The following is a 26,729-nucleotide window of genomic DNA, read 5'->3' as shown; positions in this document are numbered from 1 at the left end:
CAGCCACCCCTCGATCAGCTGATCCTGGCGCAGAAATCCTGGATGCGGCTCACCGCATCCTCGAGCTGCGCGTTGCTCGCCGCATAGCTCAACCGCATGTGCCCCGGCAGGCCGAACGCCGTGCCATGCACCAGCGCCACGCCGGTCTCCTCGAGCAGCGCCAGAACGAACGCCTCGTCATCCGGCAGCGCGCGTCCGCCGCCGGATGTCCGGCCCAGCAGCCGCTTCACCGATGGGAATACGTAGAACGCCCCCTCCGGCGTCAGGCAGTCGAGCCCGGTATTGGCATTGAGCCCGGCGACCACCAGGTCGCGCCGCCCCTGGAAGATGTCGCGCCAGCCCTTGAGGAAGTCCTGCGGCCCGTTCAGGGCCTCCACCGCCGCCCATTGCGAGATCGAGGACGGGTTGGTGGTCGATTGGCTTTGCAGCTTGTTCATCGCCCCCAGCAGCGGACGCGGACCCGTGCAGTAGCCGATGCGCCAGCCGGTCATGGCGTGCGATTTCGACACGCCGTTCATGGTCAGCGTACGTTCCTGCAATCTCGGTTCGATCCCGGCGATCGTCGCGAACGTGCCGCCGTCATAGACCAGCACCTCGTAGATATCGTCGGTGAGGATATGCACCTGCGGATGCCGCAGCAATACATCCGCCAGCCCGCGCAGCTCGGCGGCCGAATAGGCCGCGCCGGTCGGGTTCGACGGCGTGTTGAGGATCAGCCACTTGGTCCGGGGCGTGATCGCCGCCTCCAGCACCTCGGGCTTCAGCTTGAAGCCTGTCGAGGCGTCGGCCACCGCGAACACTGGATCGGCATCGCACAGCCGAACGATCTCGGGATAGCTCACCCAGTACGGCACCGGGATCACCACCTCGTCGCCGGGGTTCAGCGTCGCCATCAGCGCATTGAAGATGATCTGCTTGCCGCCGGCCGCGACGAAGCAGTCCGCCGCCGTCACGTCGAGCCCGTTGTCGCGCTTGAACTTCGCCGCCACGGCTTCCTTGAGCTCGATGATGCCGTCCACCGCCGTGTAGCGCGTCTTGCCCGAGTTGATCGCCCGGATCGCCGCCTCGCGCACGTTCTGGGGCGTGTCGAAGTCCGGCTCGCCCGCCGCCAGCGAAATCACGTCCTGGCCCTGCCGCTTCATCTCCTGCGCCTTGGAGTTGATCGCCACCGTGGCGGAGGGCTGGATGCGGTTGAGCGCGTCGGACAGGAAAGCCAAGATCATCTCCCCGGAAAAATGGCCGGAATGCTCTAGGCCGTCGCCGCGCGCCGCACAACCGCGCCGTTCGACGGAACGCGCTCCGCCGCGCCCCGCCACACGATTGCCCTCAAATCGTCCGCGCTTCTCCGCGATGGCAACGAAACATCATCGCATTCGGGCCGTCTCCTCGCTGCTTGCAAACCCAGTGTCAGCGAGTTTCCCATGTCCCCAACAAAGCTCCCGGCCCCGCGCAAGACCCCGCTCCTGCCGCGCCGGCGCCTGTTCGGCAATCCGCTCACCGCGGCGGCGGCCATCTCGTTTTCGCTGACCTTCCTGGGCGCCGGCGCTCTCCTCGCCGCGGGCGTTGTTCCGCCGCGGGTCCTCACCGGCCTGGGCGAGATCGACACCCCGGTGGTTTTCCTCCTCGTGCCGCTCTGCGCACTGCTCTTCGCGATCATGGTCGAGGTCGTGCGCGCGACGTTGCGCGAAGGCCCGCACCGCCAGCCTCGGCCGCCCCGGCAGCCCAATGCCCTGGCGGCCTGGAAGCCGGGCACCGGCGAAGGCTGAACCGGCCTCCGGACGGGCACGTTGCCGATCATCCGTTCATCTTCCCGTTAGTTCCGGTAGTCTAGAAGGTGGCCGAGGGCCGACCGCTGCCCGCACCGCGATGCCGTGACCATCCGCGCTTGGGGCGCCATGGTGCGCGGCGTCGAACCGTTCGCGACTGAGGAACCACCATGACCCGCAACGTCCACCTCATGCCCGGCCGCCGCCTGCGCCCGGCGCATGCCCTTCTGCTCGCCACCGCCTTCACCGGCGTGGCCTCGACCGCGGCCTTCGCCGAAACCCTGAGTGTGACGGGCATTGCTCCCGCCGCCGGCGCCTACGGCCTTTCGGTCCCCTCGGTCGAGATCGTGGACGGCAACCTCGACGAAGCCCAGGTGCGCGCCCTCTTCACCGGCGCCGAAGGCACGCTCGCCCCGCTGGCGACGCTCACCGCCAAATCGGTGACCATCCCCGCGCTGACCTTCAACTATGCCGTGGACGCCTCGGCCACCGAGCCGCTGGCCCTGACCTATCACAACCTGGTCCTCAACGACGTCGTCGACGGCGTCGCCGCCTCTGCCACCATCGAGGGCGCCGATTTCACTGCCGGTGAGGGCACCAAGGGCACGCTCGGCGAGATGTCGGTCGGCCACTTCGATCTTGGCGGCTTGCTCGGCTTCTATGGCCTCGCCCCGGCCGCCACTGGCACCGAGATCAAGGAGGTCTACTCCGACTTCAGGTTCGCCGGCGGCACCTTCGGCGCTGGCGATCTCTTCAGCTGCACCTTCGGCCCGGCCGAGGTCGGCGGCTTCAGCGCCCGGCCGCTCAAGTACAACATGGCCGAGATCCAGTCCCTGATCGTCGAGGCCGAGGCGGCCCAGACGGCGGGCACGCCTGTGCCGCCCGAGGACGTCAGGAAGATCGCCCTCTTCTACACCGACCTCCTCACCGCCTTCAGCTCGAGCCCGATGTCGCTGGACGGCATCGACTGCTCGGGCAAGGACGAGAACGGCAAGCCGATGGCCTTCTCGATCGGCGAGATCGCGGCCGACGGCTTCGAGCCGGCGAAATACCCCGCCGTTTCGGTCGATGACCTGAAGATCGATGTCGCCGACGAGGGCCACGTGAACGTCGGCAACTTCACCTGGAAGAAGATGGACTTCTCGACGGCGATCGCCATCATCGAGGCCGCCACCACCCTCGACGAGGCGTTCTTCGAGGCCAACTGGCGCAAGCTCGTCCCGGCCATGGACGGCTTCAGCATCGCCGGGCTCGATGTCGATACGCCTGATCCGGAAAAGCCGGGCGAGCGCATCAAGGGCACCATGGGCTCGTTCGACGCGACGCTCGGCAACTACATCAACGGCATCCCTGCCGACATCACGCTGCGGCTGGGCAACTTCATCCTGCCGCTGACCGAGGAGATGACCGACCTGCCGGTCGCCGACCTGCGGGCCCGTGGCATCGAGCAGCTCGACGTCTCGGTCGGCACCTCGCTCAAGTGGGACCAGGCAAGCTCGACCATCACGGCCGACGACGTCACTTTCGATCTCGGCAGCCTCGGCAAGCTCACCCTGTCGGGCACCTTCGGCAACGCCACCGACGCCCTGTTCGGCGACGACAACGATGCGGCCATGCTGGCCGCGCAGATGATCACCCTCAAGGACGTGACCCTCGATGTCGAGGACCGCGGCATCGGCTCCATCCTCGTCGCCATGGGTGCCCGTGACGCCGGCCAGCCGGAGGAGGCCTTCCGCACCGCCGTCGCCGGCATGGCCCAGGGCCTGACGCTGGCCTTCCTGGGCAACACCACCGAGGCCCTCACCGCCGCCCAGCAGCTCGGTACGTTCCTGCAGGGCGCCTCGCACCTCAAGCTCACCATCACCAGCAAGGACGAAGCCGGCATCGGCCTCGCCGACCTCGCCGCGGCGGAAACGAACCCCGCCGCGCTCGCCGGCAAGCTCGATGTCGTCGCCGTCGCCGATGGCGAGCCGGTTGTCCTGCCGCTGGTCGAGCAGTCCGCGACCACCGGGCAGGGCCAGGGCAATGCTGAGGGCGAGACCGTTCAGGACCAGAAGCGCAACCTCAAGAACACGCAGTAGTGCGCATCGGCCGGGCGCTGCCGCCGTCGGCGGCGCCCGGCCCCGACTTTGATCGACATGGTCTTGTCGCATCCTCCCTTCGGGCGCACTATGGCGGCCTGAGAGGAGGACTTAACGATGCAAGTCGAGACTATCCTTCAATCCAAGGGCCACGCGGTCTTCACCGTGGAAGCCGGCGCGCCGCTCTCGGAAGCAGTGCACATCCTCAATTCCAAAAAGATCGGTGCCGTGGTCGTCGTCGACGCCAAGGGCAAGGTCGCCGGCATCCTGAGCGAGCGCGACATCGTGCGCCGCCTCGAAAAGGACCCGGTCGCGCTGCTGGCCTCGCCGGTGCGCAACGCCATGACCGCCAAGGTCATCACCAGCAGCCCGGGCGCCAGCGTGTCGGACCTCATGGAAACCATGACCCAGCACCGCATCCGCCACATCCCCATCGTCGACGGCGGCAAGCTCACCGGCATCGTCTCCATCGGCGACGTGGTGAAGCGCAAGATCGAGGAAACCGAGCAGGAAGCCCTGGCGCTGAAGGAATACATCGCGTCCTGAGCCTTCCCGCGGGCCTCTCTTCACCTCCCCCTTGATGGGGGGCGATCGCCTATGCGCACGGCGATTGCGGGGTTGCCTTCTCCCCTTGCGGGAGAAGGGGCCCGAAGGGCGGATGAGGGGTCCGTCTCGGCCCTCACTGTCGCTTGTCGCTGCGCTCCGATCGGGCCGCACGCGCTGCCCCACCTTTCCAACCTTTCCACCATTTCACCTGCCGGCAACCCCGCCGCAATCCGTCTGGCGGCATCCTCCCTCCCGTACCCGAACCAAGGGAGAGACCCCGGAATGACCTCCACCCGAGCCACGATCCTCGCGGCCCTCGTCGCGGCCCTCGGCCTCACCGCCATGAACCCCGCCTTCGCTGCCGGAGCCCCGCAGCACCAGCGGCCCGGCGACGACCGCACTCTCGAGTTCCGTCGCGACGGCGCCGGCGGCGCCTTCCGGTTCGTCGATTTCTCCTGCCGCCCGAACGCCGCCGACCGGCTCGAAGTCCGGCTCGATCGCATGGCCCAACGCCTCGATCTCTCCGCGGCGCAGAAGAAGCTGTTCGAGGACTTCCGTACCTCGGCCCTGACCGCCCAGACGGCGCTTGCCGACCAGTGTGTCACCATCCGGCCGGGCAAGACTGCCGACAGGGCGCAGCGTCCAGACCTGATCCAGCGCCTCGAGCAGCGCCTGAAGTTCGACGAGGCCCGTCTCGCCGCGATGAACGAACTGCTGCCGCACCTGAAGGCGTTCTATGCCAGCCTGAGCGACCAGCAGAAGCGCGCCCTCATGCCCCGGCCGATGTTCCGCCACGACCTCGGCGACCAGCGTCCCGGCGGCCCGGGCTTCCAGCGCCCGCCGATGCCCGACGCGCCCGGCGGCAACAATCTGGACGGCTGACTCCACGCGCCGGTCAGGTCCCCAAGCAGACCGGCTGCGAGCCGTCCGCGAAGCCCCGGCGTCCCCTCCCGCCGGGGCTTCTTGCCGTGCCGAAGGCAAAATCGCTTCAGTGGAGCGATTCTAGGCAAGAAGGCCATGAGAGCTACGCTCGAACGGCAACGGTGCCGCAACAGGCAACGCCCCCCTATCCGCCACGAAACCCTCTTCAACGCCTTGCCTCGTGGGAGTACAATCTTTCAAGGAGGGCTGTAGAGGGAGGTTTTCATGGTCAACTCCAAGCTCCTCGCCCTGTCCCTCGCCGCACTCGTCGCGACCGCCGGTGTCCCCACCCCCGGTGTTGCGCGCAGCAACAACGGCTTCACCAAGGACGAAATCGCCAGGATGTGCACTTCGGCCTACGAGGTGTGCTACGCCGCCTGCAACCGCCCGTCCGACACCTTCAGCAGCACCTTCGACCAGCAGACCTGCGAGATGCAATGCGACGCCAGCTTCAACGCCTGCGTCGGCAGCTACGGCGGCTCGAACAGCACGATAGGCGGCGCCGGCACCCCCAGGCAGTCGCCCTCCAGCAAGAAGCTGCCGCTCCTCAGCCCCGAGTAGCCGGCGCGACCTGCCGGACGAAGCGTGGCTGCGGTTGTGCGCTTATCCACACGCCGCATTGCTCCCTTCACATCGCTCGTCTAACCATCGCTCATCCCGCCCCGCGAGCGCCCGATGACCGCTGACCTGCCCCTCGATCCCGACCTGATCCGCGCCGAGTTTCCCGCCTTCCGCGAGCCAAGCCTCGACGGCTGGGCCTTCTTCGAGAATGCCGGTGGCTCCTACACCAGCCAGCAGGTGCTCGCCCGGCTCGACCATTACTATCGTGCCACCAAGGTCCAGCCCTACGGCTTCTACCCCGCCTCGCGCGAGGCCGGCGCCGCCATGGACCTTGCCCACCGCCGCATCGCCCAGGCGCTGAACGTCGGCATGGACTGGATCCATTTCGGTCCCTCCACCTCCGGCAACACCTACACGCTCGGCCACGCCTTCGCCGGCTGGCTGAAGCCGGGCGATGCCATCGTCGTCACCAACCAGGACCACGAGGCCAATTCGGGCGCCTGGCGTCGCCTCGCCGACCGTGGCTTCACCGTGCGCGAATGGAAGGTCGACCCCGAGACCGGCCATCTCGACCCGGCCGACCTCGACAAGCTGCTCGACAGCAAGGTGCGCGCCGTCTGCTTCCCGCACGCCTCCAACATCGTCGGCGAGATCAACCCGGTCCGCGAGATCGTGCAGAAGGCCAAGAGCTTCGGCGCCGTCACGGTGGTCGACGGCGTCTCCTACGCCCCGCACGGCCTGCCCGACCTGCTCGAGCTCGGCTGCGATATCTACCTGTTCTCGGCCTACAAGGTGTATGGCCCGCATCAGGGCGTCATGGCCATCCGCCCTTCGCTGGCCTCCGAGCTCCCCAACCAGGGCCACTTCTTCAACGACACCCAGCCGCGCAAGCGCCTCGTCCCCGCCGGCCCGGACCACGCGCAGATCGCCGCCTCCGCCGGCATCGCCGATTATCTCGAGCGCGTCGCCCAGATCGCCGGCGACAAGGTCGAGGGCACCAATCCCTTCCGCAAGGCCCACGCCGCCATGCGGGCCCAGGAGATTGCCCTGCTCACCCCGCTGATGGAGTTCCTGCGCGGGCGCAACAACGTGCGCCTCATCGGCCCCGCCGATGCCATGAGCCGCGCCCCGACCATCTCGCTCGCCGTCCGGGGGCTCGCCATCGAGGCCGCCGACAAGCTCTCGCGCCACAAGGTCATGGCCTCCGGCGGCCATTTCTATGCCTACCGCCTGCTCGAGGCCCTCGGCCTCAACCCCGGCCACGGCGTCCTGCGCGTCTCGTTCACCCACTACACCACGCCCGCCGAAGTGCAGCAGCTGATCGCCGCCCTGGATGCGGAGTTGAAGTAAGGCCCCTCCTCCCCTTCGCCGGCAATATCCGCCCAATTTCCATTCGACGCGCCCACCCGGCCCGGCTAAACAGCCGGCCATGTCTCGCGCTTCCGCCGTCCTCCTGCTGCTTGCCGCAACCGCCATCTGGGGCCTTGCCTTCGTCGCCCAGAAGTCCGCCATGGACCATATGGGCCCGCTCGCCTTCAGCGGCACCCGCTTCCTGCTCGGCGGCCTCGTCCTGATCCCCTTCGCCGCGCTCGAACTCCGCCGCAAGCGCGCACGGCCCGCCCGTTTCACGCCCGCGCTCTGGGGCCTGGTCGCCCTGCTCTGCACGGCATTTTTCGCCGGCTCGATCCTGCAGCAATATGGCCTCGCCCTGACGAGCGTCACCAACTCGGGCTTCCTCACCGCCCTCTACGTACTGTTCGTGCCGCTGATCGCGTTTCTTGCCGTGCGGGCGAAGCCGCACCCGATCATCTATGTCGGCGCCCCGCTCGCGCTGGTCGGCATCTTCTACCTCAACGGCGGCCGCTTCGAGGACTTCCGCTTCGGCGACCTCCTCGTCGTCACCAGCGCCGTGTTCTGGGGCGGCCACGTCTTCCTGCTCGGCCTGCTGAGCCGCGAGACCGCCCTGCCCGTGGCCCTCTCGGCCTTCACCTTCGTGGTCGTCGGCGTCGCCTGCCTCGCACTCGCCGCTGGGTTCGAGCCGGAGGGCTTCAGCGGCCTCGGCGAGGTCTGGCCGCAGGTGCTCTATACCGGCATCCTGTCGACGGCACTGGCCTTCACCCTGCAGGCCGTGGCGCAGCAGTATGTCCCCTCCGCCAACGCCGCGATCGTGCTTTCTGCCGAGAGTCTGTTCGCCGCGCTCGGCGGTGCGTTGCTGCTGGGCGAGCGGCTGAGCCCGGTCGGCTATGCCGGCGCGGCGCTCATCTTTGTGGCGATCCTCGTGATCGAAGCCGTCCCGGCCCTGCGCGCACGCAGGGCCGCGGCCGGTACCTGACCTACTCGACGCGCGTCATGTCGTATTCGTCGCAGATGACGATGTAGGCGCACAGCTTCACGTGCAGGGCGTTCTCGCCCCGCATGGTGACGAAGGCATCGCCGGTGTGCCCGAACACCTTCATCTTGCCCTGCCAGCGGTTCTCGCCGGAGGGCTTGGCGCCGTTGATGATGGTGGCGTTGAGATACTCGAGGTTGTGCTTCTTGCGCATGTTGCCGCGCAGCGCCACCAGCTTCACGCAGAGCTGCCGGCTGTCGGCATCGCACCAGCTGACCGAATAGTCGGAGTTCTTCTCAGCCACCCACACGCCCGTCGGATCCAGGTCCTGCGCGTGACTTGCGCCCGCCATCGCCACGGTGAGACCCAGCGCCAGAATTGACTTGCCGATACCCTTCATCTTGCTCTCCAGGAGCCCATCCCGCGCCGTATCGGCTAGAGCCCGAAAATGTCGCCATTATGATGCACGGCGTCATCTGCTTGTCATGTCACATCAATAGCTTGCCGGTGCTCGGGGCCATGTTCCCCATACCCCTTGCGCTAGGCCGGTTGCTCCCGCCGATTTCCGCAACCAGAACGTGCTTTCTACGCGCGGGGCACGTCGCCGCCAATCGTCTGCCCTGCTGCCGAGCCCCAATTCGGCATCCTCGTCGGCCGCCCCCGCCAGGCGGCCGATTTTTTGTTGAGACGCACCGATTGCCCTCGCGGTGCGGCCTCGCCTGCGGCATGAACGGCGCATGGCCAAGCTCTACTTCTCCTACTCGACCATGAACGCCGGCAAGTCGACGCTGCTGCTCCAGGCGTCGTACAACTATGTCGAGCGCGGCATGCGCACCCTGCTGTTCACCTCCTCGCTCTATGCCGAGGGCGATGTCGGCATCATCTCCTCCCGCCTCGGCATCTCCGCCCCCGCCGAGATGTTCGGTTCGGGCGACGACCTGTTCCAGCGCGTCAACGACCACCTGCAGGAATCCAAGGTCGACTGCGTCTTCGTCGACGAGGCCCAGTTCCTCACCGCCGACCAGGTCTGGCAGCTCGCCCGCGTTTCCGACCGGCTCGACGTGCCGGTCATGTGCTATGGCCTCAGGACCGATTTCCGCGGCCAGCTCTTCCCCGGCTCTTCCGAGCTGCTCGCCGTCGCCGACGAGCTGCGCGAGGTGCGCACCATCTGCTTCTGCGGCCGCAAGGCCACCATGGTGGTCCGCCGCGATGCCGAGGGCGGCGCGCTGCGCGAAGGCAACCAGGTGTCGATCGAGAAATCGGTGTATGTCTCACTCTGCCGCCGCCACTGGGAAGAAGAGATCGGCCGCTGGCCGCCGAAAGGACCGCAGCATGACCATGACCACTGACGCGACCGAGCCCAGGGGCGCGCTCACCATCCGCACCCTCGCCATGCCCGCCGACACCAACGCGGCCGGCGACATATTCGGCGGCTGGGTGCTCAGCCAGATGGACATCGCCGGCGGCATCGCGGCGGCCGAGCGCGCGCACGGCCGCGTCGTCACCGTCGCCATCGAGGCCATGACCTTCATTGCCCCGGTCAAGACCGGCGACGTGCTCTGCGTCTACACCACGGTCGAGCGCATCGGTAACACTTCGATTACCATCGCGATGGAAGCCTGGGCCCGCCGCAACCGCGTCGCCGACCGGGTGAAGGTGACCGAGGGCCGCTTCATCTACGTCGCGCTCGACGACGAGGGCAACAAGAAGCCGATCGCGCGCTGAGCCTCGTCACCGCCGTCCGCCTTCGTTCAGCTGCCATTCAGCCCCGACGCGTCACCGCTGGGGTCAACATCCGGCAGCCGTTACGCCGGGAACCACGCGCGTGGTCGGGGTTTGCCCCCTCCGCGAGCGGAAGGCGCTGCGACGGACCTGCTGCCCGCGCAGCGCCTTTTCCGCCTCCCACCGAGCACGATCGCCCCCGCCCTTCCCAAGCGCCCCTTGCTGGCGCTAGGTTCGCCGACGACACTGTTCGAGGGACCTCACAATGAAGCCGTTCTTCGCCGTCCTCTGCGCCGTCTTTCTGCTCGTCCTGACCCCCATCGGCGCCGCCGCGCAAGGCGGGACTCCCGCCTGGTCGCTGCGCCCGCTCGTTCTCATGGAGGGGCCCGGAAAGGCCTACGATGTCGTCGGTCGCATCGACGCCGAGGTGCGGATCCGTGTCGATCGCTGCTCGCGCGACTGGTGCCGCGTCCACCGGGGGCATGCGGCCGGTTGGACGAGCCTGCATGCCATTACCTTCGGCGTCGGCCCCCACAGCCCCTACGCTTTCCCGCGCCTCGGCTACAAGTGGGGCGGCCCGGGCGTGGTCTGCCTCTACGAGGGCCACAATTTCACCGGCGCCTCGCTGTGCGGCAAGTCCGGCTTCAAGGCCCGCGACCTGCTGCTGCTCGACGCCGACAACCGCTTCTCCTCGGTCTCGATCGAGGGCAACGTCTCGGTACTGCTCTGCCGCGACCGCGATTTCCACGACTATTGCGTGCGCCTGAACGACAGCAAGGCTCGCCTGCCCCGCCTGCTCGATAACGGCGTCAGCTCCATGCGGGTCTACTGAGGGGCCGGCTTAACCGGCCGTTCACCGTCGATGCATTTGTGCCCCGCTCTTTCGCGCGCCGCCTGATTTTGATCTCATTTGACGGGACTGGTGGAACCGCGAGGACCCGCCCCCGTTTCTGGGCGCAGCGGCCCCACCGAATCCCGAAGCGTCACAAGAGAGGACAATCCATGCTCCCCATCAGGCTCGCCGGAGCCGCAGCATTGCTGCTCGGCTCGCTCCTTTTCACCTCCGCGGCCAATGCCGCGGTCGCAACCTCCGCCGTCAACGTCCGCAATGCACCGGTGAACGGTGCGGTCGTCGATGTCCTCCGTGCGGGCGACGAGGTCGAGATCGACCGCTGCACCGGCGGCTGGTGCTATGTCATCAAGCCCGGTCCGGATGGCTGGGTGTCGCAGGCCTTTCTCAGCGATGAGGATTATGCCCCCGTGCCGTCCCGTCCCGCGCCGACGCGTCCCGATGTCGACGTGAGCATCGGCTTCTCCGTCCCCGGCTTCAGCTTCCAGGCCGGCTCCGGTGGCTTCGATGTGCGCCCCGGCCGGCCCGGTGGCCTGCGCGATCGCGTCTGCTTCTACGAGCGCACCGGTTTCCGTGGCGACAGCTTCTGCGCCCGTCCCGGTGAGCGCCTCGCCCGCCTCGGGACCTGGGACGACAGCATCCGCTCGATCGAGGTGCGCGGCGATGCCCAAGCCCTCGTCTGTGAGCGCGCCAACTTCAACGGCCGCTGCATCGTGATCTCCCGCAGCGTACCCGACCTGCGCGGCGCCCGCGACGAGATCAGTTCCATCCGCGTCCGCTGACCGGCTCGAGCGCGTCCCTCCGGTGAGGGGCGCGCTTCCCCTCCCGGCCGATCCGCCTTAGCCTCGCGCGGCACTGCGGAGCGTTCACATTCCAGACTCCATCCACATCGGCGGCGCCGTCCATCTCCCGCTCGCGGAGGTGTCGATCGACTACATCCGCAGTCCCGGTCCCGGCGGCCAGAACGTCAACAAGGTCGCGTCCGCCGCGCAACTGCGCTTCGACCTGATGCACTCCCCGTCCCTGCCCGAGCCGGTGAAGCTGCGCGCCGCCGCCCTCGCCGGCAGCCGCCTCACCACCGACGGCTCGGTCGTCATCACCGCCAATCGCTACCGCAACCAACCGCAGAATCGCGACGACGCCATCGGCCGTCTCGTGGCCCTGCTCCGCGCCGCCCTGGTTCCGCCCAAGCCGCGCAAGCCGACCCGTCCCACCCTTGCCTCGAAACGACGTCGCCTCGAGGCCAAGACCCAGCGCGGCACCACCAAGCGCCTGCGCGGCCGCGTCGAGGACTAGACCCTACTGCCAGCGCCCGTAGGTCCAGGGCAGGTACCAGTGCGCGCGCTCCGGCAGGTGCTCCGGCACCGGATCGTATCCATGCGTTCCGCCGGGCCGGCAGCGCACGATCCGCGCCAGCCCCATCCAGCCGCCGGGCCAGAAGCCGAAGCGCCAGATGGCGTCGCGCGTGAACTCCGAGCACGTCGGCGCATGCCGGCAGTTGCGGCCCATGAACATGCTGAGCGAGTAGCGATAGCCCTGGATCAGGACGTAGGAGGCCATCTTGAAGGGCCAGTCCACGACGGACCAGAACAGCCGGGCGGCACGATCCATCAGCCGGCCACCGCGGTCCGCGACGCCTCGATCTTGTCGAGCGCCTCGCACACGGCATCGAACACCAGCAGCGTCGAGGTATGGCGCGGACGGTATTCGCGTACCGGCTCGAGATACTTGAGGTCAGCCCACCTGTCGCCCGCTGGCGGCGGGCCGTTGTCCTTGAGCATGGCCGTCATCTCGTCGCGCACGCGGCGGAACTCGCTCGTCGGCGTGCCGACCACATGGGTAGCGACGACCGCCGCCGAGGTCTGGCCAAGGGCGCACGCCTGGATCTCGTGTCCGTAGCCCGTGATCACCCCGTCCTCGACCTTGACGTCGACCTCGATGGTCGAGCCGCAGACGCGGCTGACGCGCCGGGCACTGGCATGGGCATCCGGCAATCGGCCCGGGCGCGGCTGGTTGCCGGCAAGCTCCAGAATCCGTTCGGAATAAAGATCGCTTAGTTCCATTCTTCTCGCGAAACTGTTTCTTGGCCGCCTGCGTTCTCCTCCTATATAGGTTGGGAATAGCTGCAAGTCAGGGGCGTCCACGTCGCTGACAAACCGTGAACCGCCAGGTGGCCAATTGCGGGCCGCCGGAAATTGACCGGAAGTGAAAATGGACGCCCGCGCGAAGCTGCCGCCTGCCGCCACCGTTGCCGATTTTCCCCGCCCCAGCCGCGACGAGGCCGAGGCGGCCGTCCGCACGCTGATCGCGTGGGCCGGCGACAACCCCAATCGCGAGGGCCTCCTGGATACGCCCAAGCGCGTCACCAAGGCCTTTGGCGAGTTCTTCGCGGGCTACGACCAGAGCGCCTCCGAAGTGCTCGATACCACGTTCAGGGAAGTCGGCGGCTACGACGACATCGTGCTGGTCAAGGACATCCCGTTCGCCTCGCATTGCGAGCATCACATGGTGCCGTTCTTCGGCAAGGCCCACATCGCCTACCTGCCCAGTGACGGCGTCGTCGGGCTCAGCAAGCTGGCGCGCCTCGTCGATCTCTATGCCCGGCGCCTGCAGGTGCAGGAAAACATGACCCAGCAGGTCATCGACGCGCTGAACGAGGAGCTCGAGCCGCGCGGCGCCGCCGTGATGCTCGAGGCCGAGCACATGTGCATGTCGATGCGCGGGGTTCGCGCCCATGGCGCGCAGACCACCACGCTGCGCTTCACCGGCAAGTTCGCCGAGGAGCGCGACCTGCAGGATCGCTTCTTCGCCCTCCTCGGTCGGCGCGGCTGATCTGGCGGAATGCCCGGCGGACGGCTACAACCCGCCGCATGAGCACGCTTTTCGTCGATCCCAGCACCCTCAGCCACGCCGAGCAGGAAGAAGGCACCGTCTTTGCGCCGAAGTTCGACGCGAACGGCCTCGTCACGGCCGTGGCCCAGGAGGCCGGCAGCAACCGCATCCTGATGGTCGCGCACATGAACGCCAAGGCGCTGCGCCTGACGCTCGAGACCGGCGAGGTCCACTACTTCTCCCGCTCGCGCGGCCGGATCTGGAAGAAGGGTGAGAGCTCGGGGGAGATCCAGAAGCTCGTCGAGATGCGCACCGACTGCGACCAGGATGTGGTGCTGATGTCGGTGGAGCAGACTGGCCGCGGCGCCGCCTGCCACACCGGCCGCAAGAGCTGCTTCTACCGCGTGGTCGTCGACGGCCAGACCCTGCGCCCCACCGGCGAGCCGAGACTGTTCGATCCAAAGGATGTATATTGATCGAGCCAGAGGATGTTCGAGCAATGACGGAATTCACGCGCATCGCACTCGATCCCGCCCGGATGGGGGGCAGAGCCTGCATCAAAGGGACGCGCGTGACCGTCGGAATGGTCGCGGGGCAGATCGGCGCAGGCCGCACCATCGATGACCTGCTGGGGGACTATCCCTACATCTCGCGCGAGGACATCCTGGAGGCAGTCCGCTATGCCGCGTGGCTCGCCGAAGAACGCGAAGTGACCCTGGCTGCGGAGTGAACCTGATCGTCGACATGAACCTGCCGCCCCGGTTGGCAAGTAGCCTTCGGGGTGCCGGACATGCGGCAGTCCACTGGTCAGAGCTGGGAGCCGCTGATGCCGTGGACTCGGAAATTCTGACATACGCGGTGCGGACCCGCTCGGTCATTCTGACGCATGACCTCGACTTCGGCTCAATCCTCGCCGCATCGGGCGAGTCCGTACCCAGCGTTGTCATCCTTCGATCCGATAACCTCGCCGTGGAGGCCTTGGTGGACACCATAGCGGCCGCGCTGGCGCAGTTCGAGGCTGACCTGGAAATCGGCGCACTCCTCGTCGTCGACGCATCGCGCACGCGGGCAAGGCTGCTGCCGATCAAGCCTCAGTAGTGCGGCGGCGGCGGCTCCGGCGACGGCGCCAGGGCCGGATGCGCCTCCACTTCGCGCAGTTGCGAGCCGAGGTTGTGCAACTCGCGCTTCAGCGCCTCGATCTCCTTGAAGTGCAGCGCGAGGGCCTGGTTCAGTTCCTCGATCGCCTGGTCCTGGAAGGCGATCGTCGTTTCCAGCTTTTCGATGCGGGCGGCAGTATCGGTTCCAGCTTGCGGTTCCGGGATCATGACACGTTCTCCTTGGGCCGGCGTTCGAACAGCGGGGTGAGGAACAGCCCCGCCAGAAAACCGCCGAGATGGGCCTGCCATGCGATGCCGATCGACTGGCCGATCAGGCTGGGCAGGAACGGCACGGCGGCATTCAGGATCAGCCATATGGCAATGAAGAAGGCAGCCCTCTGGTTGCGCGCCAGGTCGGCGAGGCGCGCCATGCGACGGCCGAGCACGCGCGCCTCGCCGGTCTCGGGGTCGCGCGCCACGAGGACCGGCTCGAAGATGAAGCGGCAGGCGGCCCCGGTCAGGCCGGCGATGCCGCCCGATGCCCCCACCAGGAACTGGAACGCCGGCAGCGTCGTCGCCGCGAAGAAGACGGCGCCCGCCACGGCGCTGGCGCCGAAGAGAATCAGTGTGGGAATCGCCCCGTAGCGGCGGGCCACCGGGGTGCCGAAAATCGCCAGCCAGGCGCAATTGATTAAAAGGTGCTCCCATCCGGCATGCAAAAACGCGTGCGTGACGGGGGTCCAGAGCAGCGGTATCCACCCCCCGTAGAACTGCTCCGGCTGGAGAGCGCGGAGCGGGATGAAGCCGAACCAGTAGAGCAGCATCTGGTCGCCGGACTCGTTAAGAACGAAGGCTCTGGCGAGGTGGACGGCCAGCATGGCGCCCAGCAGCCCGAGCACGACGCCGGGCAGCAGGATGGCCGGCTCCCTGCCCCCTTGGCCTTGATTTTGCTGGCGATTTTGGTCTTCCGACATGAAAACTCCCGGATTTCCGGGCTTTGTAGCCCATTTCACCGACTTATCCACACGCGACCCGGCGCGTTAACCCTAACAATTGATTAAGGGCGATTTCGCCCCAGCCTTTTGTCACTCTGACCACCTGCGGCGGTCGCCCCTTCCCCGGGGATGCGGCTCCCGGGGTTTGGGAAAAGGCAAAGAGACTATGCAGAAGGCCAGCACCAAGGCGCTGTTCGACTATTGGAATGCGCTCCGCGGCTCCCGCAGCGCGCCGGATCGGCGCGACATCGATCCCACCCGGATCCGCTCGGCCCTTGCCAACACCTTCATCCTCGAGCTCAACGACCGGCGCGAGTTCGATTTCCGCCTCGCCGGCTCGCATCTCTGCTCGGCCTATGCCCGCGAGCTCAAGGGCCGTTCCTTTACGCGTCTGTGGCACGAACGTGACCGCGACGCCATCGACACCCTGGTCCGCGCCGTCACCGAGGATCATGCGGTTGCCCTCGTCACGTTTCAGGGCACGACGGCGGTGCACACCCGCCTGTCGGTCGAGACCATCCTGCTGCCGCTCCGTCACAACGGCAGCACCGAGGCGCGCCTGCTCGGCGCCATGACCGCCATCGACGAGCCCTACTGGTTCGGCGTGCAGCCCATCCTCGAGCAGCGCATCACCGGGCTGCGCCTGATCTGGCCGGACGACGTGTCCATGTCCGACATGGGCAGGGACGTGATGGCCGCCGTGCCGGCCGAGGACCTGGCCTACGGCATGGCCGGCTCGCCCATTCCGGCGCCGATGTCCGCGACTGTTTTCGGCCGTTCGGCCCGCCGTTATGCGCACCTGGCGGTCATCGACGGCGGACGGCGCTAAATAAATCGTCATCTGCCGGCAATTGCCGGAGCAGACCTTACTTTCGATTAACCAAGAGTGGACTAGCCTAGTCGCGTCAATGGCTTGAGCCGGCTGTCCGCACGATATGTTCACCGAAGAAACCCGCCTCGCGAGACCGCCGCGCAGTTATGCGCAGATGCCGCAATTCCAGCGCGTGAAGGTCTCGCTGCTCGGCCGCTACATGCTGACCGACCGGCGCGAGTTTCCCTGCCAGGTCCTGGAGATGTCGCCGGGCGATGCGGTCGTCGTCGCGCCCGTGCCCGGCAGCTCCGGCGAGCGCGTGATCGCCTATATCGATCATCTCGGCCGCATCGAGGGCGACATCACCGAAGTGATCGATGGCGGCTTCAAGATGCATATCGGCGCCACGTCCCGCAAACGCGACAAGATGGCGGCGCAGCTCACCTGGCTTGCCAACAAGGACGTGCTCAACCTGCCCGAGGACCGCCGCCACGAGCGCGTCGTTCCCGACAACCGGCACTCTACCGCCGTCCTCGACGATGGCCGCCGCTACAACTGCAAGATCATCGACATCTCGCTGTCGGGCGCAGCGATCGAGCTCGCCGTCCGCCCCGCCATGGGCACCCCGGTCACCCTGGGCCGCATGCGGGCCCGCGTCGTTCGCCATTTCGCCGACGGCGTCGCCGTGGAGTTTGTCTCCGCCCAGGAAATGCTGACCGTCGTCCAGCAGAACCTCCGGGTCAACTGATCCATCAGCCTCCCTCTTATGCCTAACGAGTCCTCACCCGGACCGATCGCATTCGCATAAAAACTAGCTTGCAGTTTTTCGGTCGGGGCAATTCGCCCCCGGCATCTTGGTTCCCAACAGGGGGCAGCCAAGATGCCGAGCAAGATCAGGTCGTTCATCAGTGTCGCGATGGTTTTCGGGATGGCCGTATTCATCTTCGCCATGCCGGCCCGCGCCGACCAGGTCGACTTCACCAACCCGGCCTTCGCCCCCGCCGGTGGCGTCACCAGCATCCCGGTCGGCGCGTCGGAGTTCTGCAAGGCGCATCGCTCCGACTGCAAGGCCAATCCGAACGCCGTCGCTGCCGCCGCGCTCTCCGACAAGCGCTGGAACGAGCTGGTCGACACCAACAACCTGATCAACGCCGCGATCATCCCGGTCACCGACCAGGACCTCTACAAGGTCTCCGAGCTCTGGACCTATCCCGAGGGCTACGGCGACTGCGAGGATTTCGCGCTGGCCAAGCGCAAGGCCCTGATCGGGCTCGGCTGGAACCCCTCGACTCTGCTGATGACCGTGGTGCGCCAGCCCAATGGCGAGGGCCATGCCGTGCTGATGGTCCGCACCGACCGCGGCGACCTCGTGCTGGACAACCAGGACGGCCGTATCCTGCTGTGGAGCCAGACGCCCTACACCTACCTCAAGCGCCAGGCGCAGGCCGATGCCGGCCAGTGGGTCGACCTCGTCGACAACCGCGCCACCTTCGTCGCGACCAAGTAGGGGTCTCTGCCCTACGCGGCCACGGCGAAATAGCCGCCGACGAAGATCAGGCCGGTGATGAAAGCCCAGCCAAAGGCAACGAACGCCGCCACCAGCGCCATCGTGATCGACAACGTGCCGTTCCGGTCGTGCTGCCAGCCCATCTGCAGCATGATGTAGGGGCCGCACACGAAGCTGATCGCCAGGTGCCCGAGCGTCTGCAGGAAGGTCGTGCCGTCGTAACGCAGCATGGCCTGCGTCCGCGCGAAGCCCTGGTACAGATGCGTGCCCATCCCGGCGACGGCGAGGCCGACTGCCATGATCAAGCCGGCGAGCATCAATTCACGCAACATAGTCGGGCCCCGCAGCCTGATCCTTAACCGTTTGTTAAGCATACTGGAGCCCCATGGGCCTTGTCACGTCGCGCCCGCAACACTGGTTAATTCCCACCATGGCCGGCCATGCCGAGGCCCACGGGCCGCATCGGAGCTCCCTTGGCTTCAACCTCGCCGCCCTCGCCGTCCTGATGGCGCTGCTGGGGCTCGGGGCCGCCTACCTGCTCGACGCCGCCGGTCGCGGTGCCCGCACCCAGCTGCACCGGCTCGATGCCGAGACCACCCTCACCCGCACGCTCGGCGGCGTAGATCTGGAGATCCCGCGCTCCTGGTTCCGCTACGACGAGCAGCGCATCGAAGGCTTCGCCAAGCAGGTCGAGCTGCGGCTCGAGCTGCCGCTGGGGCGCGCCGGCAGCACTGAGGCGATCGACGTGACGCTGGTGCCGCGCAGCCGCGCCCGGCCGAGCGCCGCGCTGCTCGACGGCGTCTATCTGCACCAGTTCCTGCCCGAGCAGCTCGATGGCCCGCCCGGCCTCGTTGGCAAGCCGCTGGCGCCCACCGAAGGCTATGAGCACGAGACAGTCTGGTACGATGCGCTGTCGGCCGAGCCGTTCGTGGCCAAATGCGCGTCGGCGATGACGCGGGGAGCGGCCGGGCAGTGCCTGCGCACGGTCTATCTCGGCCCCGGCATCGCGGCCATCTACGCCTTCCCCGAGGCCGTGCTGGCGCACTGGCGCGAGTTCGATCCCCTGCTCCGTGATCGGCTGAAGCAGATCGGTGCCCTCTAGGGCGCCGACAAGCCGCCGCTGCGGACTCACCTCTCCCCTGGGGGAGAGGTCGCCGTAAAGCGGCGGGTGAGGGGGCCTTGCCCCGCACGGCTACCCACTTCCGGCAGGCCCCTACCCCTCGCGCCCGTGCGGCACCGTGCGCCATACCAGCAGCGACACCAGCACCAACGGCGCGCCGATCAGCGGCAGCGTCATCGCTCCGAAACGGTCCACCACCACGCCGCCGACCGCGGCAGCCACCGCCATGCCGATCATGAACGCCGACATGTTGAGCGAGATGGCCACCGGCACGACGCCCGGGGCGATCTGCGCCATGTGGCTCGCCACAGCGATCGAGTAGGTCCGCACCACGAACCCCTGCGCCCCCACCGTCAGCATCAGCGCCGGCAGGGCCAGGTCCCGCGGCACATGCGGCAGCGCCACGAAGGCGAGCATCACCACCACCACCGCCAGCCCGGCAATCGTCGCCGTGCGGGCACTGCCGAACCGGTCGGCCATCCTCCCGGCCGTGGCGCTGCAGGCGATCGCCCCCACCCCGCCGGCCAGCAGCACCAGCGGCAGCGCCGCGTAGCCGACATTGGCCGCCGTCAGCAGCGCCGCGACATAGACGATCATCGGCGACGACCCGATCATGAACAGCAGCGTCGACAGCAGGGCCTTGCCGATGGCGGGGTCGCGCAGCACCCGCAGCCGCTCGCCGATGCTTAGCGTGTCGCCGGGCATGCCGCGCGGCAGCCGCACATAGAGCGACAGCGCCGCCAGCGCCGCCATGATCGACAGCGCCACATAGACGACGCGCCAGCCGAACTGCGCCGCCAGCAGGGCGCCGAGCGGCACGCCGGCCAGCGCTGCGATCGCCTGGCCCATGCTGATCACCTGCATGTAGCGGCCGCGCTGGCCCGCCGGGGCCAGCATCGCCGCCGTCGCCATGGCCGTGCCGGTATAGGTGCCCGCCGCCACCGCCAGCACCGTGCGCACCACCACCAGCCCGTCGAAGACCGGCGTCACGACGATCAGCAGCGCGCAGATCGCAAACCCGGACTCGGACCAGGCCAGGATGCGTCGCCGCCCGACCCCACCGAGCAGCAGCGCCAGCAGCGGCGGCCCGAACGCGTAGGCCAGCGAATAGAACAGCACCAGCAGGCCCGCCTGGCCCAGGCTCACCCCCATGTCGGTGCTGATCAGCGGCAACAGCCCGGCAATCAGCCCGCCTTCGATGGCGCCCACGAAAGCCGCCAGCGCCAGCCAGAAAACCCGCGAATCCATGTACTCCCCCCGCTACCATACTTGTCCGGACCGCGCCGCGGTGGAAGGGGGAAACCGGTCCCCTCATCCTCACCTGCGCAGCGGGGGAGGGGGACCAGCGAAGCTGGTGGAGGGGGCGGCCGCTCCCACCGTTGCCGAGGCGGTGGAGACGGCACCAACAAGGCGCGCGCGGCCCAGGTTCCCTTTCCGTTCCGCCCATGCTAGAAGCCACGATCCGAATACTGACACATGCTGACAGCGCACCTATCTATGGTGTCCGCCGCCACGTCCCTCCTGCTTCCCTGAGGGGTGGCCGCGCCAGCGGCCGGGGTGAGGGGAAGACCAACGAGACGAGTCCGCCATGCCCGCCAAGAAGTCTGATCCTGCCCCCTCATTCTCCATCGACGACTTCATCGGCGAGATCGAGAAGGCCGAGGACGAGCGGCTGAACCAGCGCCTGCCGCAGGAGCGGCTGAAGAACAAGCGCGCCCTCGACAACGCTGCCCGCCGCGCCGCCGAAGCCAACGGCACCGGCATCCAGCCGCTTGTGCCGCAACCGCTCGAAAAGCCGAAGCGCCGCGCAGCGGCCCCCTCCCCCCTTGAGGGGGAGGCCGGGAGGGGGGAGGCCACAGACGCGAAGCCCAAGAAGTCCACTCGCAGTACCGCGACGGGCATGTCCCTCAAGGCCCCGAAGTCCAAGGCCAACGCCGTCGATCGCCCGACCAACCTGCCCGGTTTCGAGGAGCCGCAGGCCGGCTTCGGCCACCTGCCCTCGCGCCTCACCGCCCGCGACATCTCGCGCGAGGCCGCCAAGGACCCAGAGGTGATGGAGCACCTCAACGCCGCCCTCGAAGCATCCAAGAAGAAGGTCCGCGCGAAAAACATGCCCGGCCAGTCCCTCGCCGGCGCGCAGACCGTGGGCATCTCGGCCACGGTGAAGGCGCTCGAGGACATCATCCTGCACGGCCGCAAGGAGGTCGAGGGCAACACCGAGTGGAAGCCGCACCGCCCGCTGCCGCGCGAAAAATCCGAGGGCGGCATCCCGTTCAAGCTCGTCACCCCGTATGAGCCGGCCGGCGACCAGCCCACCGCCATCGCCGACATCGTCGAGGGCGTCGAGAACGGCGAGACCGACCAGGTCCTGCTCGGCGTCACCGGCTCGGGCAAGACCTACACCATGGCGCAGACCATCATGCGCACGCAGCGCCCCGCCCTCATCCTCGCCCCCAACAAGACGCTGGCCGCCCAGCTCTACGGCGAGATGAAGTCGTTCTTCCCCGAGAACGCCGTCGAGTACTTCGTCTCCTACTACGACTACTACCAGCCCGAGGCCTACGTCCCGCGCACCGACACCTATATCGAGAAGGAATCGACCATCAACGAGCAGATCGACCGCATGCGCCACGCGGCGACGCGCGCCCTGCTCGAGCGCGACGACGTCATCATCGTCGCCTCCGTCTCCTGCATCTACGGCATCGGCTCGGTCGAAGACTACACCGCCATGACGCTCGACGTGCGCAAGGGCCAGAAGCTCGACCAGCGCGAGTTCCTCCGCGCCCTCGCCCAGCTGCAATACAAGCGCGGCGACGCCGGCTTCACCCGCGGCACCTTCCGCGTGCGCGGCGACACCGTCGAGCTGTTCCCGGCCCACTACGAGGATGCCGCCTGGCGCATCACCCTGTTCGGCAACGAGATCGAATCCATCGCCGAGTTCGACCCGCTGACCGGCAAGAAGAGCTCCGACCTCATCTCCATCCGCGTCTTCGCCAATTCCCACTACGTCACGCCGCGCGCCACCCTCACCGGCGCCATCAAGGAGATCCGCAAGGAGCTCGCCGCGCGCCTGCAGGAGCTGAACGGCGCCGGCCGCTTCCTCGAGGCCCAGCGCCTCGAGCAGCGCTGCCTGTTCGACCTCGAGATGATGGAAGCCACCGGCTCCTGCGCCGGCATCGAGAACTACTCGCGCTACTTCTCAGGCCGCAAGCCGGGCGAGCCGCCGCCGACCCTGTTCGAATACCTGCCCGACAACGCGCTGGTGTTCATCGACGAGAGCCACGTCACCGTCGGCCAGCTCGGCGCCATGTATCGCGGCGACCTCAGGCGCAAGGCCACCCTCGCCGAATACGGCTTCCGCCTCCCCTCCTGCATGGACAACCGCCCGCTCCGCTTCGAGGAGTGGAACGCCATGCGCCCGCAGACCGTCTACGTCTCCGCCACCCCCGGCGCCTGGGAGATGGAGCAGGCCGGCGGCGTCTTCGCCGAGCAGGTCATCCGCCCCACCGGCCTCATCGATCCGCCGGTCGAGATCCGCCCGGCCAAGAACCAGGTCGACGACGTCGTCGACGAGATCCGCCAGGTCACCCGCGCCGGCTACCGCACGCTGGTCACCGTGCTCACCAAGCGCATGGCCGAGGACCTCACCGAGTACCTGCACGAGCAGGGCATCCGCGTGCGCTACATGCACTCCGACATCGACACCATCGAGCGCATCGAGATCATCCGCGACCTCCGCCTCGGCGGCTTCGACGTGCTGGTCGGCATCAACCTGCTGCGCGAAGGCCTCGACATCCCCGAATGCGGCTTCGTCGCCATCCTCGACGCCGACAAGGAAGGTTTTTTGCGCTCCGAAACCAGCCTGATCCAGACCATCGGCCGCGCCGCCCGCAACGTCGACGGCAAGGTCATCCTCTACGCCGACACCATCACCGGCTCCATGGAACGCGCCATGGCCGAAACCAACCGCCGCCGCGAAAAGCAGGTCGCCTACAACGAAGCCAACGGCATCACCCCCCAGAGCGTGAAGTCGAACATCAAGGAAATCGTCGACAGCGTCTACGAGCAGGACCACGTCACGATCAGCATCGGCAAGGACAAGACCGGCAAGGAGAAGGTCCAGGCCGGCGCCAACCTGGCGGCAGTCCTCAAGGACCTGGAACGCGAAATGCGCGAAGCGGCGACGAACCTGGAGTTCGAGAAGGCGGCGCGTTTGAGAGACGAAATCAAGCGGTTGAGGGAGATGGAATTGGATGTGCTGGAGGGTGAGCGTGCCGAGTAGTCTTTGTTAGCAACCAATTGGTAATCGTCGCATACTGTCTTCCGACATTGCCAATCACTGCATTCCCGGTGATATCCTGATGAAACAGGCATCCTAGCTCATGAATCGCGATCCTATCCAAAGAAAGCTGGCGGAATTTCTGACGCCGCAAGGCGTGTTCCGAGCGGTTGGCGGAGCGGGCGAAATTTGGGTTGGCACCAATCTTGGAAGCGTTCGAAAAGACAACCAAGACCGGGTGCTCGCCATTCAGGTCAGGTACGCCAACCGCCCTAGGGACAACTTCACACTCTGCGTTCTCGCTGACGGCATCGGTGGCTTATCTAACGGTGCCGAGGCCGCCGCGCTTGCCGCCAGCACCTTCGCATCATCGGCCATTCGCCTAGTTGCTCTACCGATAGAGCGCCGGCTTTGGAGCTCAGCACAAGAAGCCAACGTGGCCGTATATGAGGCCTTCGGTGGTCGCTCTGGGGCAACTCTGTCAGGTGTATTCGTGGGTGAGTCGGGTGCCTTTGGCGTAAACATTGGCGACAGTCGAATCTACGGCGTGACGTCCGAACGCTCGGTTCGCCAACTATCAGTGGACGACACATTTCAGAACTATGCCAAGAATGCGGTTGGGCTGGCTGAACAACGCAATGCACTCATCCAATTTGTGGGTATGGGTGAGGGCGTCGAACCCCACATTATTGCCGGAGATACCTATCGCTATTCTTATTTCTTGCTCACCTCCGATGGTGTTCACGGAGTTGGGGACAGTCTCTTTGGGAAAATAGTAAGTTCAGCAGCCACTCCGCAGGACGTGATCCGCCGACTAGTGACGCTGAACGATATTTCAGGAGGAACGGACAACGGCTCGGCCGCCATTGTTTCGAACCGTCAGGATAGAGAACCAGGAACGGACGGCACCACTATCAGGGCAATCAGCCCTATCGACAGGCTGGAGATATGGATTCCAGTCGTAGTACCCCAGCCAGATCGGCGAGAACCAAGTCTCCACCAAATCGATCACGCTAGAGAGCCTCAAGTGAAGGCCAAGCGGAAAGCACGAATCCTGCCGAGGCCTAAAAAGACGAAGACGGCGGATGCGACTTCTCCTAAGTTGCCCCTCGACGGGGACGACGATAAGCCGGAAGTTAAGATAAGCTTCCCCGACAAGGGGGACTGATTGATACTACCTAAGCGGTACAAGCACGAGAAATCCTTCTCGGCGGGCGGCATGTCGGATGCGGCCAAGTGCATCGATACGCACCTCGATCGCCCCGTTCTGGTAAAGGCGCTGAAAGAGGGAACCGACAAGAAGCGCCTGCTCGACGAAATTCGGGCATTGCAAAAAATTCGGTCAAAGCACGTCGTACAAATATATGACGTTGTTAGGGACGAAGACGGAGAAATACAGGGCCTGGTCGAGGAATACATAGAGGGAGCGGACCTTACCTACCTTAACCCTCCGACCACGGCCGAAGACCTAATGAAGTTGTTTTACCCGATCGCCAAGGGAATCGCAGAGATCCACGACCACGGGCACATACATCGCGACGTCAAACGGCAAAACATGAAGTTCGACGGCGAGGGGTGCCTAAAGATTTTCGACTTTGGTCTGGCGCGCGATGAGACAGCAGATGCAAGTACCATCGGGCCGATTGGCACGCCAGGTTACATGGCTCCAGAGTTATTCGTCGCTGGCACCAACGGAAAGACCTCCTTCACCACTGCTATCGACGTTTACGCCTTTGGCGTAACGGCCATTTCGCTTGCTCGGGGCACAATGCCCAATGGTCTGAAAGGAATCCCGCCGAAACTTCCTGCCGCAGACGCTGACTTCAACGGACTGCCTCAAAGCTTACCGCCGGCAGTCGCAACCTTGCTGAATCAGTGCTTGGCCGCCGATCCAACTGCACGACCTAAGATGTCAGAAGTTGCAGAGGAATTGTCGCTGCACCTACTTCACGGTCAGCACAGGGCATTCGTCGGATTCAGCGGGCGGCTATACGTGCTGGACGCCACCCACCCGGCGGCCGATCTCTCCGTGGCCGGTCAGGGCGCGCTTCGCGTGCGATACGATGGTCTCCGCTTCCTTCTTGAAAATGTCACAGGTCACGTAGCGCTAAACAATCAGCAAGCGTTCAACGGCATGGTCGTCCCGGGATCATGTGTAATTATGCTGGGCCTCCCTTACCCCAGTGCACGCACCGCCATAACGATCGACGTCTCACACCCCGAGGTGACGCTGTGAACGGAAACTTGCACAAAGCCGGCGACATAATAGGGGATCGCTACCTGGTATTGGGCTTCATAGGCCAAGGCGGAATGCAGGAGGTTTACCAAGCAGAAGACAAGTTGCTTGGAAAAATAGTCGCCCTGAAGGCCCCTAAGAATCTTTCGGCACAGAAGCGATTCAAGAGAAGCGCCGTAGTTAGCGCAAAAGTAAATCACCCAAACGTGGCGAAGACATTAGACTATGTCGACGTAGATGAGAATCACGCGTACTTGGTTGAAGAGTATATTCCGGGAAAAGACTTGAGCAGAGTTTTGCGTGAGGACCTGCCCCTTCTTGACCCACAGATCGTTGCTCGGATATTTCATCATCTCGCAAGAGGGCTAGCCGCTTCTCATCATGCTGGGGTTATTCATAGAGACCTGAAACCAAGCAACGTAATGTCGGTAGATGGTGCGCTGGTTAGCGATGTTAAGATAACCGATTTCGGTATCGCTAAGATGGCCGAAGAGGAGATTGCAGAAGCAGCCGAGGGAGGGGAAGAGAGTCTCACTGCTTCACAAACTGCGATCGGTGCGCTTCCGTATATGGCGCCCGAAATTATCAGCTCCATGAAATCTGCCGACAAGCCAGCGGACATTTGGTCGCTGGGCGCTATGTGTTTTGAATTGCTGACCGGCATCAAGCCATTTGGCGCTGGATTGAAGGCGGTGTCGGCTATCCAAGCAGGAAAGCTGCCACCTTTTCCGACAGAACTGTCTAAGTCGCAATTCGCGCCGCTTGCCAAAGACATTCTGTCCGTGGTTCAGAAGTGCCTACAGCTGGAACAAAAAGCCAGACCGACTGCCGACGAGCTAGTAAAGCTTTGCGAGACGTTCTGCTACCCAGCCAATCCACGAGAGTTCGGCGTCGTTGACAGCATGCGGAACGCCTTTTTTGGCTTCATCACCGCCGCAGCAGGCAAAAGTGTGTTCTTTCACCGAGACAGTATTTTTGGGGCGAATACGGCAGCGTCCGGCGAGCGAGTTGTATTTACACGATACCCTGGCGAGGGAAGCGATCGAGCATTTCCTGTAGTGAAACTACGGAAGTAG

The 26,729-nt window shown here is 65.9% G+C and carries 31 protein-coding genes and 1 pseudogene; 24 read left to right on the top strand and 8 right to left on the bottom strand.

What is annotated here, in order from left to right:
• Positions 1 to 14: 14 nt before the first annotated feature.
• Positions 15 to 1,217 (bottom strand): pyridoxal phosphate-dependent aminotransferase, encoded by a 1,203-nt coding sequence (locus tag J0I99_RS11920; RefSeq protein WP_291393535.1) that lies wholly within the window; start codon positions 1,215 to 1,217, stop codon positions 15 to 17.
• 204 nt (positions 1,218 to 1,421) lie between these two features.
• On the opposite strand from J0I99_RS11920, the gene J0I99_RS11915 reads away from it, so the two are divergent.
• The 7 genes from J0I99_RS11915 (at position 1,422) to J0I99_RS11885 (ending at position 8,207) form a co-directional block, all read left to right on the top strand.
• Positions 1,422 to 1,766: a hypothetical protein gene (locus tag J0I99_RS11915; protein ID WP_291393533.1), complete on the top strand. Its 345-nt coding sequence runs from the start codon at positions 1,422 to 1,424 to the stop codon at positions 1,764 to 1,766.
• Between the two features lie 170 nt (positions 1,767 to 1,936).
• On the top strand, positions 1,937 to 3,847 hold the full coding sequence (locus J0I99_RS11910; protein ID WP_291397819.1) for a hypothetical protein: 1,911 nt from the start codon (positions 1,937 to 1,939) through the stop codon (positions 3,845 to 3,847).
• Between the two features lie 117 nt (positions 3,848 to 3,964).
• A complete protein-coding gene (locus tag J0I99_RS11905; RefSeq protein WP_291393529.1) occupies positions 3,965 to 4,393 on the top strand; it encodes a CBS domain-containing protein in 429 nt (142 codons plus the stop codon).
• A 282-nt stretch (positions 4,394 to 4,675) separates the two neighbouring features.
• Positions 4,676 to 5,275, top strand: coding sequence for a Spy/CpxP family protein refolding chaperone (locus tag J0I99_RS11900; protein ID WP_291397817.1), 600 nt, complete (start codon positions 4,676 to 4,678; stop codon positions 5,273 to 5,275).
• Between the two features lie 264 nt (positions 5,276 to 5,539).
• The gene (locus J0I99_RS11895) at positions 5,540 to 5,875 is read left to right on the top strand and encodes a hypothetical protein (protein ID WP_291397815.1); all 336 of its coding nucleotides are present in this window, start codon (positions 5,540 to 5,542) and stop codon (positions 5,873 to 5,875) included.
• 114 nt (positions 5,876 to 5,989) lie between these two features.
• Positions 5,990 to 7,225 carry an aminotransferase class V-fold PLP-dependent enzyme gene (locus J0I99_RS11890; RefSeq protein ID WP_291397813.1) on the top strand — a complete coding sequence of 412 codons (1,236 nt, stop codon included), beginning with the start codon at positions 5,990 to 5,992 and terminating at the stop codon, positions 7,223 to 7,225.
• 79 nt (positions 7,226 to 7,304) lie between these two features.
• Positions 7,305 to 8,207 (top strand): DMT family transporter, encoded by a 903-nt coding sequence (locus J0I99_RS11885; protein WP_291397811.1) that lies wholly within the window; start codon positions 7,305 to 7,307, stop codon positions 8,205 to 8,207.
• Position 8,208: 1 nt separating this feature from the next.
• Here J0I99_RS11885 and J0I99_RS11880 read toward each other — a convergent pair whose 3' ends face one another.
• Positions 8,209 to 8,604, bottom strand: a complete 396-nt coding sequence (locus J0I99_RS11880) for a hypothetical protein (protein WP_291392074.1) — start codon at positions 8,602 to 8,604, stop codon at positions 8,209 to 8,211.
• Between the two features lie 337 nt (positions 8,605 to 8,941).
• Here J0I99_RS11880 and J0I99_RS11875 point away from each other — a divergent pair, with 337 nt between their 5' ends.
• From J0I99_RS11875 to arfB, 5 genes are all read left to right on the top strand, one after another.
• Positions 8,942 to 9,553 (top strand): thymidine kinase, encoded by a 612-nt coding sequence (locus J0I99_RS11875; protein WP_291392073.1) that lies wholly within the window; start codon positions 8,942 to 8,944, stop codon positions 9,551 to 9,553.
• Positions 9,543 to 9,929, top strand: a complete 387-nt coding sequence (locus J0I99_RS11870) for an acyl-CoA thioesterase (RefSeq protein ID WP_291392083.1) — start codon at positions 9,543 to 9,545, stop codon at positions 9,927 to 9,929. The genes J0I99_RS11875 and J0I99_RS11870 overlap by 11 nt, the downstream gene beginning before the upstream one ends.
• A 262-nt stretch (positions 9,930 to 10,191) precedes the next feature.
• Positions 10,192 to 10,758 carry an SH3 domain-containing protein gene (locus J0I99_RS11865; protein WP_291397809.1) on the top strand — a complete coding sequence of 189 codons (567 nt, stop codon included), beginning with the start codon at positions 10,192 to 10,194 and terminating at the stop codon, positions 10,756 to 10,758.
• A gap of 170 nt (positions 10,759 to 10,928) precedes the next feature.
• Entirely contained in the window at positions 10,929 to 11,558 is a 630-nt protein-coding gene (locus tag J0I99_RS11860) for an SH3 domain-containing protein (RefSeq protein ID WP_291397807.1), read from the top strand.
• A 73-nt stretch (positions 11,559 to 11,631) separates the two neighbouring features.
• Positions 11,632 to 12,072: an alternative ribosome rescue aminoacyl-tRNA hydrolase ArfB gene (arfB, locus tag J0I99_RS11855; protein WP_367115409.1), complete on the top strand. Its 441-nt coding sequence runs from the start codon at positions 11,632 to 11,634 to the stop codon at positions 12,070 to 12,072.
• A 3-nt stretch (positions 12,073 to 12,075) separates the two neighbouring features.
• Here the strand turns inward: arfB and yidD are convergent, their stop codons facing one another.
• Together yidD and J0I99_RS11845 are read right to left on the bottom strand one after the other, a co-directional pair.
• Positions 12,076 to 12,387: a membrane protein insertion efficiency factor YidD gene (gene yidD, locus J0I99_RS11850; RefSeq protein ID WP_367115400.1), complete on the bottom strand. Its 312-nt coding sequence runs from the start codon at positions 12,385 to 12,387 to the stop codon at positions 12,076 to 12,078.
• Positions 12,387 to 12,839 carry an iron-sulfur cluster assembly scaffold protein gene (locus tag J0I99_RS11845; RefSeq protein ID WP_291392067.1) on the bottom strand — a complete coding sequence of 151 codons (453 nt, stop codon included), beginning with the start codon at positions 12,837 to 12,839 and terminating at the stop codon, positions 12,387 to 12,389. The genes yidD and J0I99_RS11845 overlap by 1 nt, the downstream gene beginning before the upstream one ends.
• Before the next feature lie 148 nt (positions 12,840 to 12,987).
• Between J0I99_RS11845 and folE the strand changes: the two genes are divergently transcribed.
• Genes folE through J0I99_RS11825 form a run of 4 tightly spaced genes read left to right on the top strand, consistent with a single transcriptional unit; the run spans position 12,988 to position 14,706 of the window.
• Complete coding sequence (folE, locus tag J0I99_RS11840) at positions 12,988 to 13,608, top strand: GTP cyclohydrolase I FolE (protein WP_291392065.1); 621 nt, start codon at positions 12,988 to 12,990, stop codon at positions 13,606 to 13,608.
• A 38-nt stretch (positions 13,609 to 13,646) separates the two neighbouring features.
• Complete coding sequence (gene hisI / locus J0I99_RS11835; RefSeq protein ID WP_291397806.1) at positions 13,647 to 14,084, top strand: phosphoribosyl-AMP cyclohydrolase; 438 nt, start codon at positions 13,647 to 13,649, stop codon at positions 14,082 to 14,084.
• Positions 14,085 to 14,107: 23 nt separating this feature from the next.
• The gene (locus J0I99_RS11830; RefSeq protein WP_291392061.1) at positions 14,108 to 14,338 is read left to right on the top strand and encodes a DUF433 domain-containing protein; all 231 of its coding nucleotides are present in this window, start codon (positions 14,108 to 14,110) and stop codon (positions 14,336 to 14,338) included.
• Positions 14,335 to 14,706, top strand: coding sequence for a DUF5615 family PIN-like protein (locus J0I99_RS11825; RefSeq protein WP_291397804.1), 372 nt, complete (start codon positions 14,335 to 14,337; stop codon positions 14,704 to 14,706). The genes J0I99_RS11830 and J0I99_RS11825 overlap by 4 nt, the downstream gene beginning before the upstream one ends.
• On the opposite strand, the gene J0I99_RS11820 is transcribed toward J0I99_RS11825, so the two are convergent.
• Together J0I99_RS11820 and J0I99_RS11815 are read right to left on the bottom strand one after the other, a co-directional pair.
• Positions 14,700 to 14,933, bottom strand: coding sequence for a SlyX family protein (locus J0I99_RS11820; protein WP_291392059.1), 234 nt, complete (start codon positions 14,931 to 14,933; stop codon positions 14,700 to 14,702). The genes J0I99_RS11825 and J0I99_RS11820 overlap by 7 nt on opposite strands.
• Positions 14,930 to 15,679, bottom strand: a complete 750-nt coding sequence (locus J0I99_RS11815; protein WP_291397802.1) for a rhomboid family intramembrane serine protease — start codon at positions 15,677 to 15,679, stop codon at positions 14,930 to 14,932. Before J0I99_RS11815 ends, J0I99_RS11820 begins: the two co-directional genes overlap by 4 nt.
• Positions 15,680 to 15,866: 187 nt before the next feature.
• On the opposite strand from J0I99_RS11815, the gene J0I99_RS11810 reads away from it, so the two are divergent.
• The 3 genes from J0I99_RS11810 (at position 15,867) to J0I99_RS11800 (ending at position 18,018) form a co-directional block, all read left to right on the top strand.
• Positions 15,867 to 16,529 carry a PAS domain-containing protein gene (locus J0I99_RS11810; protein WP_291397800.1) on the top strand — a complete coding sequence of 221 codons (663 nt, stop codon included), beginning with the start codon at positions 15,867 to 15,869 and terminating at the stop codon, positions 16,527 to 16,529.
• Between the two features lie 157 nt (positions 16,530 to 16,686).
• Positions 16,687 to 17,259: a PilZ domain-containing protein gene (locus J0I99_RS11805; protein ID WP_291397798.1), complete on the top strand. Its 573-nt coding sequence runs from the start codon at positions 16,687 to 16,689 to the stop codon at positions 17,257 to 17,259.
• A gap of 132 nt (positions 17,260 to 17,391) precedes the next feature.
• Complete coding sequence (locus tag J0I99_RS11800; protein WP_291397797.1) at positions 17,392 to 18,018, top strand: transglutaminase-like cysteine peptidase; 627 nt, start codon at positions 17,392 to 17,394, stop codon at positions 18,016 to 18,018.
• Positions 18,019 to 18,029: 11 nt separating this feature from the next.
• Here J0I99_RS11800 and J0I99_RS11795 read toward each other — a convergent pair whose 3' ends face one another.
• Positions 18,030 to 18,350, bottom strand: coding sequence for a hypothetical protein (locus J0I99_RS11795; RefSeq protein ID WP_291392048.1), 321 nt, complete (start codon positions 18,348 to 18,350; stop codon positions 18,030 to 18,032).
• Positions 18,351 to 18,448: 98 nt separating this feature from the next.
• Between J0I99_RS11795 and J0I99_RS11790 the strand changes: the two genes are divergently transcribed.
• Positions 18,449 to 19,120: a hypothetical protein gene (locus tag J0I99_RS11790; protein ID WP_291397796.1), complete on the top strand. Its 672-nt coding sequence runs from the start codon at positions 18,449 to 18,451 to the stop codon at positions 19,118 to 19,120.
• 111 nt (positions 19,121 to 19,231) lie between these two features.
• On the opposite strand, the gene J0I99_RS11785 is transcribed toward J0I99_RS11790, so the two are convergent.
• Entirely contained in the window at positions 19,232 to 20,386 is a 1,155-nt protein-coding gene (locus J0I99_RS11785; RefSeq protein WP_291397794.1) for an MFS transporter, read from the bottom strand.
• Positions 20,387 to 21,038: 652 nt separating this feature from the next.
• Here J0I99_RS11785 and uvrB point away from each other — a divergent pair.
• From uvrB to J0I99_RS11765, 4 genes and pseudogenes are all read left to right on the top strand, one after another.
• Positions 21,039 to 23,402, top strand: a pseudogene (uvrB, locus tag J0I99_RS11780) (excinuclease ABC subunit UvrB); the annotation flags it as partial.
• Positions 23,403 to 23,520: 118 nt separating this feature from the next.
• Positions 23,521 to 24,585, top strand: coding sequence for a PP2C family serine/threonine-protein phosphatase (locus J0I99_RS11775; protein ID WP_291397792.1), 1,065 nt, complete (start codon positions 23,521 to 23,523; stop codon positions 24,583 to 24,585).
• A complete protein-coding gene (locus J0I99_RS11770) occupies positions 24,586 to 25,653 on the top strand; it encodes a serine/threonine-protein kinase (protein ID WP_291397790.1) in 1,068 nt (355 codons plus the stop codon). It begins immediately after the preceding gene.
• Positions 25,650 to 26,729 carry a serine/threonine-protein kinase gene (locus J0I99_RS11765; protein WP_291397788.1) on the top strand — a complete coding sequence of 360 codons (1,080 nt, stop codon included), beginning with the start codon at positions 25,650 to 25,652 and terminating at the stop codon, positions 26,727 to 26,729. Before J0I99_RS11770 ends, J0I99_RS11765 begins: the two co-directional genes overlap by 4 nt.

It is taken from the genome of Devosia sp., assembly GCF_017307495.1.
Lineage (GTDB): Bacteria > Pseudomonadota > Alphaproteobacteria > Rhizobiales > Devosiaceae > Devosia_A.
Note: the sequence above shows the minus strand (reverse complement) of the source record. Positions and strands in the feature narration are given on the sequence as shown.

Coding starts and splice junctions, on each gene's coding strand:
- J0I99_RS11905 (WP_291393529.1), top strand. CDS start 3,965: ATGCAAGTCGAGACTATCCTTCAATCCAAGGGCCACGCGGTCTTCACC.
- J0I99_RS11800 (WP_291397797.1), top strand. CDS start 17,392: ATGCCGAGCAAGATCAGGTCGTTCATCAGTGTCGCGATGGTTTTCGGG.
- folE (WP_291392065.1), top strand. CDS start 12,988: ATGGACGCCCGCGCGAAGCTGCCGCCTGCCGCCACCGTTGCCGATTTT.
- J0I99_RS11845 (WP_291392067.1), bottom strand. CDS start 12,839: ATGGAACTAAGCGATCTTTATTCCGAACGGATTCTGGAGCTTGCCGGC.
- J0I99_RS11890 (WP_291397813.1), top strand. CDS start 5,990: ATGACCGCTGACCTGCCCCTCGATCCCGACCTGATCCGCGCCGAGTTT.
- J0I99_RS11815 (WP_291397802.1), bottom strand. CDS start 15,679: ATGTCGGAAGACCAAAATCGCCAGCAAAATCAAGGCCAAGGGGGCAGG.
- J0I99_RS11865 (WP_291397809.1), top strand. CDS start 10,192: ATGAAGCCGTTCTTCGCCGTCCTCTGCGCCGTCTTTCTGCTCGTCCTG.
- J0I99_RS11795 (WP_291392048.1), bottom strand. CDS start 18,350: ATGTTGCGTGAATTGATGCTCGCCGGCTTGATCATGGCAGTCGGCCTC.
- hisI (WP_291397806.1), top strand. CDS start 13,647: ATGAGCACGCTTTTCGTCGATCCCAGCACCCTCAGCCACGCCGAGCAG.
- J0I99_RS11870 (WP_291392083.1), top strand. CDS start 9,543: ATGACCACTGACGCGACCGAGCCCAGGGGCGCGCTCACCATCCGCACC.
- J0I99_RS11885 (WP_291397811.1), top strand. CDS start 7,305: ATGTCTCGCGCTTCCGCCGTCCTCCTGCTGCTTGCCGCAACCGCCATC.
- J0I99_RS11775 (WP_291397792.1), top strand. CDS start 23,521: ATGAATCGCGATCCTATCCAAAGAAAGCTGGCGGAATTTCTGACGCCG.
- J0I99_RS11785 (WP_291397794.1), bottom strand. CDS start 20,386: ATGGATTCGCGGGTTTTCTGGCTGGCGCTGGCGGCTTTCGTGGGCGCC.
- yidD (WP_367115400.1), bottom strand. CDS start 12,387: ATGGATCGTGCCGCCCGGCTGTTCTGGTCCGTCGTGGACTGGCCCTTC.
- J0I99_RS11830 (WP_291392061.1), top strand. CDS start 14,108: ATGACGGAATTCACGCGCATCGCACTCGATCCCGCCCGGATGGGGGGC.
- J0I99_RS11805 (WP_291397798.1), top strand. CDS start 16,687: ATGCCGCAATTCCAGCGCGTGAAGGTCTCGCTGCTCGGCCGCTACATG.
- J0I99_RS11910 (WP_291397819.1), top strand. CDS start 1,937: ATGACCCGCAACGTCCACCTCATGCCCGGCCGCCGCCTGCGCCCGGCG.
- J0I99_RS11875 (WP_291392073.1), top strand. CDS start 8,942: ATGGCCAAGCTCTACTTCTCCTACTCGACCATGAACGCCGGCAAGTCG.
- J0I99_RS11880 (WP_291392074.1), bottom strand. CDS start 8,604: ATGAAGGGTATCGGCAAGTCAATTCTGGCGCTGGGTCTCACCGTGGCG.
- J0I99_RS11810 (WP_291397800.1), top strand. CDS start 15,867: ATGCAGAAGGCCAGCACCAAGGCGCTGTTCGACTATTGGAATGCGCTC.
- J0I99_RS11895 (WP_291397815.1), top strand. CDS start 5,540: ATGGTCAACTCCAAGCTCCTCGCCCTGTCCCTCGCCGCACTCGTCGCG.
- J0I99_RS11860 (WP_291397807.1), top strand. CDS start 10,929: ATGCTCCCCATCAGGCTCGCCGGAGCCGCAGCATTGCTGCTCGGCTCG.
- J0I99_RS11915 (WP_291393533.1), top strand. CDS start 1,422: ATGTCCCCAACAAAGCTCCCGGCCCCGCGCAAGACCCCGCTCCTGCCG.
- J0I99_RS11900 (WP_291397817.1), top strand. CDS start 4,676: ATGACCTCCACCCGAGCCACGATCCTCGCGGCCCTCGTCGCGGCCCTC.
- J0I99_RS11790 (WP_291397796.1), top strand. CDS start 18,449: ATGGCCGGCCATGCCGAGGCCCACGGGCCGCATCGGAGCTCCCTTGGC.
- J0I99_RS11820 (WP_291392059.1), bottom strand. CDS start 14,933: ATGATCCCGGAACCGCAAGCTGGAACCGATACTGCCGCCCGCATCGAA.